This window comes from Streptomyces sp. NPDC055078 (assembly GCF_053607985.1).
This window is the reverse complement of the sequence record NZ_JBSGUP010000473.1, coordinates 1-6,437: the sequence shown is the minus strand read 5'-3', so window position 1 is coordinate 6,437 and position 6,437 is coordinate 1. Positions and strand designations below refer to the sequence as shown.

Here is a 6,437-nt window from a genome sequence, read left to right as displayed (position 1 = left end):
GGCGAGGCCCGCGGGGTTGAGGCCGCCGGCGTTGACCACGACCTTGATGCCGCGTTCGGCGATCTCCCCGATCACCGGCTCCAGTTGGGAGGTGAAGGTCCGTGCGTACCCGGCGGTGGGATCCTTCATCCGGGTCTTCGACAGCACCAGCATGGTGGCCTCGGCGAGATAGTCGCCGGTGACCACGTCGACGGGTCCGCCGCAGACGACCTCGGCCAGCGCCGTGGCGCGGTCGCCGTAGTAGGCCGAACAGTTGGCGATCCGGACCGGGCGGTTGGGGCGGGTCATGACGCTTCCTTTCCGGTTCCGGCGCGGGCGATGTCGCCGAGCAGTTCCCTGGCGACGACCAGCCGCTGTACCTCGTTGGGGCCTTCTCCGATACGGCGGATGCGCAGCTCTCGGTACCAGCGCTCCAGCGGCAGTTCAGCGGCGACACCGAGGGCGCCGTGGATCTGGATCGCGCGGTCGACGATGCGGCCGGCGGCCTCCGACGAGGTGATCTTGGCGATGGCGATGGCGTCGCGGGCCGGCTCTCCTCGGTCCACCTTCGCCGCCGCGTCGAGCATCAGCAGCCTCGCCGAGCGGAGGTCCATCTCGTTGTCCACCAGCATCCACTGGATGGCCTGCTGTTCCGCGAGCTTCTTGCCGAAGGTGGTGCGGATCTTGGCGTACTCCAGCGCCATCCGCTGCGCGACGATCGCGGGACCGAGGCAGCCCGCGGCGTAGGGGACGCGCAGTTCCATCAGCCGTCCGGATGCCACGGTGAAGCCGCCGCCCACCGGACCGACCCGGTTGGTGTCCGGCACGCGTACGTTGTCGAAGGACAGTTCGGTCGGCTCCGCCACCTTGCGCAGGGTGGGAATGACCCGGCTCACGGTGAAACCGGGGGTGTCTTTGTCCACCACGAAGCAGGTCAGCCCGCCGCGTCCGTCGCCGGTGCGGGCGAACACGATGCCGTAGTCGGCCTGGTGGGCACCGGAGATCCACAGCTTGGTGCCGTTGATGATCCAGTCGTCGCCGTCACGGACGGCCCGGGTACGGACGGCCCGTGCCGGATCCGAACCGCCGGAGGGCTCGGTCAGCGCGAAGAAGCCCTTGATCTCGCCGCGCAGGGTCGGGTAGAGGTAGCGCTCCTTGAGGTCGTCCCCGGCGTCGTACAGCTGGGCGCCGCCGATGCCGCCGAAGACTCCGTAACACGGGGCGTAGAGTCCGGCCCGGTGCTGGGACATCTCCATGGCGAGAAGACAGCGGGTCACCACGTCGATGCCCGGTCCGCCGAACTCGGCCGGGACGTTCCAGTTGTAGAGCCCCATCTGCTTGGTCTTCTCGATCAGCCGCGCGCGCTCGTCCCGGGGAAGTGCCCCGGAGTCCGCCGGGAGTTCGAGCTCCAGCGGGAGGATCTCCTTGCGGACGAACTCGCGCACGGTGTGTGCCAGTGCCGCCTGCTCCTCGTCGGGTTCAAAGTCGATCATCGGTTCACTTTCTCCTCGGTGCGCCGGACGACGGCGGTTCCCTCCACGCCGACTGTGCCGTCGGGGTGGGTTTCGCGGATGTCGAGCGTCGCCGTGTCTCCCGAGCGTTCGGTCACACGTGCTCCGTAGGTGAGCTCCAGGCCCGCGGTGGCGGTCTTGCGGACGCGGTAGGAGACGTGTTCCAGCCGCCAGTCGGTGCCCAGGAATTCGGTGATGCAGCGGAGTGCGAGGGCGGCTCGCAGATGGGAGTGGGTCAGTACGCCGGCGTGGCCTTCGTGGTGCGCGTGGCGGTCCTCGTAGTGGATGCGGTGTGAGTTCCAGGTGACCGCGCTGTAGCGGAAGAGCTGGAGGGGGGTGGGAATGTGCACGAGTGCGGGGAACTCGTCCCCGACGTCGAGTCGGCCGGTCATCGGGTCTCCTCCACGGGGTTGCGCCGTACGACGGTCTTGCGGCTGCGCATGAACACCTCGCCGTCGGGCGTGCGGAAGACGAGGTCGGTGCTGACGAAGACGCAGGGACCGCCGCGGGTGTCCTTGGCGACGACGGATTCCTGGATCTCGTCCCGGACGAGTTCGGTACCGGCCACGACGGGGGCCACGAACTCCATCTCCTCGCCCGCGCCCATGGCGCGCAGTTCGGCCCCGGCGTCGTCCGCCGCGAGAAGGGGGACCCCGTCCCGGCCGAGGGCGGATTCCGGTTCGCCCGCGCCCCATTCGGCGATCGCGACGAGCATGTTGGCGGGCGCGACGACATCGGGGAAGCCCTGTGCCCGCGCGGCGTCGGGGTCGAAGTGGATCGGGTCGCCGGCCCCGATGGCCCGCGCGTACCGGGCGATGGTGACCGCTTCGACCCGGCCCAGGCGGCGGGTGGAGCGTTCGCCCTCGCGCTTCTTCATCTGTTCGTAGTAGCGCCCGAGCGGGGTCGCCGGGTCCAGTGTGGTCTTCGGCATCTCGGCCGGCCTCCTGTCAGCTGACCGCGCCTGCCCGGCGCAGCCGGTCGATGCGGTCGGGGTCGTAGTGGCACAGGTCGGTGAGTACGGCGTCGGTCGACGCGCCGAGCGGAGGAGCGACGGTGGGGTCGCCGGGTTCCGAGCGGGAGAGCCGGATGGGGCATCCGGGCACGCGGACCGTGCCCCTCTTGGGGTGGGTGACCGTGCGGATCATGCCGCGCTCGATCAGGTGCGGGTCCTCGGCGACCTCGCGGAGGGTGCGTACGGGGGCGCACGGCACTTCACGGCGTACCAGTTCCTTCACGATGGCGTCCCGTCCGCGGGCGGATGTCCAGCTCTCGATCTCCGCGTCCAGCGCGTCGATGTTGCGGATCCTGAGGAACCGGTCGAGAAAGCGCGGGTCGTCCGTCAGCTCCGGCTTTCCGATGGCCGCCGCGACGCGGGCGAAGTGCCGCTCGGTGGTGGCGATGATCGCGATCCACCCGTCGGTGGCGGCGTACACGTTGTAGGGGGCCGAGGCGAGACCGGTGTGCCGGTTCCCGGTGCGTTCGGGAAGCCGGCGGTCGGGTTCGTTGTACAGCCCGCCGAGGGAGGAGGCCAGCGCCGGGTAGACCGTGTCGTGCATCGACACCTCCACCAGCTGACCGCGGCCCGTGATCTCCCGTTGGTACAGCGCGGCGGCGACACCGGCGAAGAGGTGCACTCCGCCGGAGAAGTCGATGAAGGCGGGTCCCGTCTTCATCGGCGGGCCGTCCGGGTCGCCGGTGGTGGAGATGGTGCCGGACATGGCCTGGACGGTGATGTCCATCGCGGCTTGCGCCGCGTAGGGACCGCTCAGGCCGTATCCCTTGCCCGCGGCGTAGACCAGCCGCGGGTTGCGGGCCATCAGCGATGCGGGCGACAGCCCCAGCCGGTCCATGGCACCGGGCCCGAAATTCTCCACCACGACGTCGACCCGGTCGACCAGATCGAGCAGTACCCGCTTGCCGTCCCCGGTCTTGAGGTCGATGACGACGCTGCGCTTACTGGAGTTGAGCATCAGGAACTCGTGCGTCTCGACCGAGTCCACCGAGCGGAAGCGGAGCCGTTCGCCCTCGGGCGGCTCGACCTTGATCACCTCGGCGCCCAGCTGGCTCAGCAGGAGTCCGCAGTACGGACCGTTGTAGACGTGGCCGAGTTCCAGGACCTTGATGCGCTCGAACGCCTTCGTCATGGACAGCCTCCCTTTCTTCGGATGGGGACGGTGAGCCGGGGCTCGATGTCGTACGGCCGGGGCGCCGGCGGGGAGGCCCGGGCTCCGGGATCCGCCGCCTCCCTGCCGGTGAGGGCGGTCTCGGTGTACGGGGGGAAGGTCCAGCGCCCGAGGCCGCCGCCGCAGGCTCCCGGCAGTGGCCTCCGACGCGGCCCCTTCTTTGTGGTGCGTATATCCGTACGCTCGTACGGATATACCCTCGCTCTGGGCGAGCGTAGACGCCGCGGGGCGGCTGGTCAACGGTCCTCGGCGGCTCAGCGGATGAGCGGGTCGCGGGGCAGGCCGAGGATGCGCTCGGCGATCTGGTTGCGGGTGATCTCCGAGGTTCCGCCGGCGATCGATGTGCGGCGGAAGTCCAGCACCCGCTGCACGGCCACCGCGCCCTCCGTACCCTCCGCCGCCAGGGCCGATTCCGCGCCGAGATGGGCGAGTTGGAGATCCGCCGCCTCCTGGAGCCGCTGGGAGCGCACCAGTTTGGTGACGTTGCCCTCCGGTCCCGGTTCGGTGCCGGCCACGGCGCGTTCGGCGCGGCGCAGACCCAGGAGGCGTGCGGCCTGGCCCCGCGCGAGGAGGCCGCCCAGCCGGATGACGAGGTCCACGGGACGCCCGCCGCGCTCGTGCAGGGCCAGCAGTTCGTCCTCGACCCGGAGGTCGTCCGTCCTGCCGTTGCCGAGGGTCAGGCGCTCATTGCCGAACGTGGCGCGGGCCACCCGCCAGCCCTCGCCCACCGGGCCGACGACATCCTCGTCGGGTACGAAGACATCGGTGAGGAAGACCTCGTTGAAGGTGGACCCTCCGGTGATCTGCCGCAGCGGCCGGACCTCCACCCCGGGGGCGTTCATGTCGACCGCCAGCATGGTGAGTCCGGCGTGCTTGGCCGCGGCGGGGTCCGTGCGCACGGTGGCCAGGCCGAAGGCGGCGGTCCGGGCGTGGGTGGTCCACACCTTCTGGCCGGTGACGATCCACCCCTTCTCGACCCGGGTGGCCCGGGTCGAGACCGCCGCGGCGTCCGAGCCCGCACCGGGTTCGCTGAAGAGCTGGCACCAGGTCGTCCCGCCCGCCAGGGCGGGCGGCAGCCACCGGTCGTTCTGCTCCTCCGTGCCGTGCTGGAGGAGCGTGGCCATCACCCAGTCGGTGACTCCGGTCTCCGGTGTGGCGAGGCCGGCGGCGGCGAGTTCCTCGTCGATGAGCATCTGGAGGCCCGGTGACGCGGCCAGCCCCCAGGGCTCGGGATAGTGCGGCATGGTGTATCCGCGCTCCACCAGGGCGGCGGCCCGCCGCTCCTGCGGCAGGGCGGCGATCTCACGGGCGGCGGCGCGGATGTCCTCGCGGCACGCCTCCACGTCGGCCGGCAGGGTGACCCGGGGGTCCCGGCGTACGCCGTCGGAGCGGAGCCGCACCACATCCGCCGCCGCGGTCCCCGGCTCGCTCATCGCCTCCAGGGCGATCGAGCGGCGCAGCAGCAGATGCGCGTCGTGCTCCCAGGTGAAGCCGATCCCGCCGAGCACCTGAATGGCGAGGCGGGCGTTGTGCGCGTAGGCGCGGTTCGCCGTGACGGCGGCGACGGCGGCGGCGAGTTCGAAGGCCCGCGGGTCTCCGGTCGCGGCGCGGGCGGCGTCCCAGACGCTCGCGGTGGCGAGTTCGGTCTCCACCAGCATGTCGGCGCAGTGGTGCTTGACCGCCTGGAAGGTGCCGATCGTACGGCCGAACTGCTCGCGCACCTTCGCGTGGGCGACGGCGTCGTCCAGGCACTGCCGCGCTCCGCCGACCGCGTCCGCGGCGAGCAGGGTGCGGTGCAGGGCCAGCGCCATCGGGACGGCGCCGGTGAGCAGTCCGTCTTCGGCGATCGGCACATCGTCCAGCCGCACCCGGGCCGCACGCAGGCCACGGTCGACGTTGGCGGGGACCTCGACACGGACTCCGGGCGCCGCGGACTCGACCAGTACGAGATCGTCTCCACAGCGCAGCAGCAGAAGTTCAGCCTGACCACCGCCGAGAACGGCCCCGGCGTCGCCGCTGACACGCCGGTCCGAGCGGCTGAGAGTGCCGCCGAGGCCGCATGCGCCGCGCACCGTGCCGTCGGCGAGTGAGGGCAGGCGGGCCGCGTTGAGCGCCTCGTCGCCGTGGGACGCGATGACGGCCGAGGCCAGCACCGTGGGCAGATAGGGTCCGGGGGCGACCGAACGGCCGAACTCCTCTGTCAGCGCGACGAGTTCGGCGATCCCGGCGCCGCCTCCGCCGTGCTTCTCCGGCAGATGGACGCCCAGCCAGCCGAGCGGGGCGAGCCGGCCCCAGAAGCGCGGTGACGGCTCGGGGGTGACGCCTCCGCCGTCACGGTCCAGCAGTTCCCTGCCTTCGGCCCGGACGCCGTTCTTGTCGAGGAAGTCACGTGCGACGGACTGGAGTTCGTGTCCGTCGGCAGTGATGGGGATGGCCATGCCGTCCTCCTTGATGGACCGGCCGATGACTGGCCGGGAAATACTGACGATTTCCGTCCGATATTGCGGCACGCTAGCCGCGCCCCCGATTCGGGGTCAAGAGTTGATGTCGGATCAAGAGGGGATTTGGGTGATGAAACAGGTCTGGAGCAGGGCGGGGCCGCGTGCGCGGCGCGGGGGGCCGGGCGGATACACACGCTGTGTGTGCGGGACGGTTCCGTCCCGCACACCGGCCGGCCACGGAGCAGCAACGGCCGCCCCGACGCGGGCCACCTCGGCACCCGTCCACAGCCGGCTCGCGTGGCGGACGCCGCAGCCACGGCGTC

General features: G+C 71.2%; 6 protein-coding genes. All 6 read right to left on the bottom strand.

Going from position 1 to position 6,437, the window contains the following annotated elements:
* Positions 1 to 288, bottom strand: a 288-nt coding sequence (locus tag ACWF94_RS29615; RefSeq protein ID WP_453495153.1) for an acyclic terpene utilization AtuA family protein, incomplete at its 3' end; no start/stop codon positions are given.
* Positions 285 to 1,472, bottom strand: a complete 1,188-nt coding sequence (locus tag ACWF94_RS29610) for an acyl-CoA dehydrogenase family protein (RefSeq protein ID WP_453495150.1) — start codon at positions 1,470 to 1,472, stop codon at positions 285 to 287. The genes ACWF94_RS29615 and ACWF94_RS29610, both read right to left, overlap by 4 nt.
* Complete coding sequence (locus ACWF94_RS29605; protein ID WP_453495148.1) at positions 1,469 to 1,882, bottom strand: acyl dehydratase; 414 nt, start codon at positions 1,880 to 1,882, stop codon at positions 1,469 to 1,471. Before ACWF94_RS29605 ends, ACWF94_RS29610 begins: the two co-directional genes overlap by 4 nt.
* Positions 1,879 to 2,421 carry an FAS1-like dehydratase domain-containing protein gene (locus ACWF94_RS29600; protein WP_453495145.1) on the bottom strand — a complete coding sequence of 181 codons (543 nt, stop codon included), beginning with the start codon at positions 2,419 to 2,421 and terminating at the stop codon, positions 1,879 to 1,881. The genes ACWF94_RS29605 and ACWF94_RS29600 overlap by 4 nt, the downstream gene beginning before the upstream one ends.
* Positions 2,422 to 2,437: 16 nt before the next feature.
* On the bottom strand, positions 2,438 to 3,634 hold the full coding sequence (locus ACWF94_RS29595; RefSeq protein WP_453495142.1) for a CaiB/BaiF CoA transferase family protein: 1,197 nt from the start codon (positions 3,632 to 3,634) through the stop codon (positions 2,438 to 2,440).
* 293 nt (positions 3,635 to 3,927) lie between these two features.
* A complete protein-coding gene (locus tag ACWF94_RS29590) occupies positions 3,928 to 6,111 on the bottom strand; it encodes an acyl-CoA dehydrogenase (protein ID WP_453495139.1) in 2,184 nt (727 codons plus the stop codon).
* Positions 6,112 to 6,437: the final 326 nt, after the last annotated feature.

Excerpts from the sequence above, each read along its gene's own strand:
- ACWF94_RS29590 (WP_453495139.1), bottom strand. The coding sequence starts at position 6,111 with ATGGCCATCCCCATCACTGCCGACGGACACGAACTCCAGTCCGTCGCA.
- ACWF94_RS29605 (WP_453495148.1), bottom strand. The coding sequence starts at position 1,882 with ATGACCGGCCGACTCGACGTCGGGGACGAGTTCCCCGCACTCGTGCAC.
- ACWF94_RS29610 (WP_453495150.1), bottom strand. The coding sequence starts at position 1,472 with ATGATCGACTTTGAACCCGACGAGGAGCAGGCGGCACTGGCACACACC.
- ACWF94_RS29600 (WP_453495145.1), bottom strand. The coding sequence starts at position 2,421 with ATGCCGAAGACCACACTGGACCCGGCGACCCCGCTCGGGCGCTACTAC.
- ACWF94_RS29595 (WP_453495142.1), bottom strand. The coding sequence starts at position 3,634 with ATGACGAAGGCGTTCGAGCGCATCAAGGTCCTGGAACTCGGCCACGTC.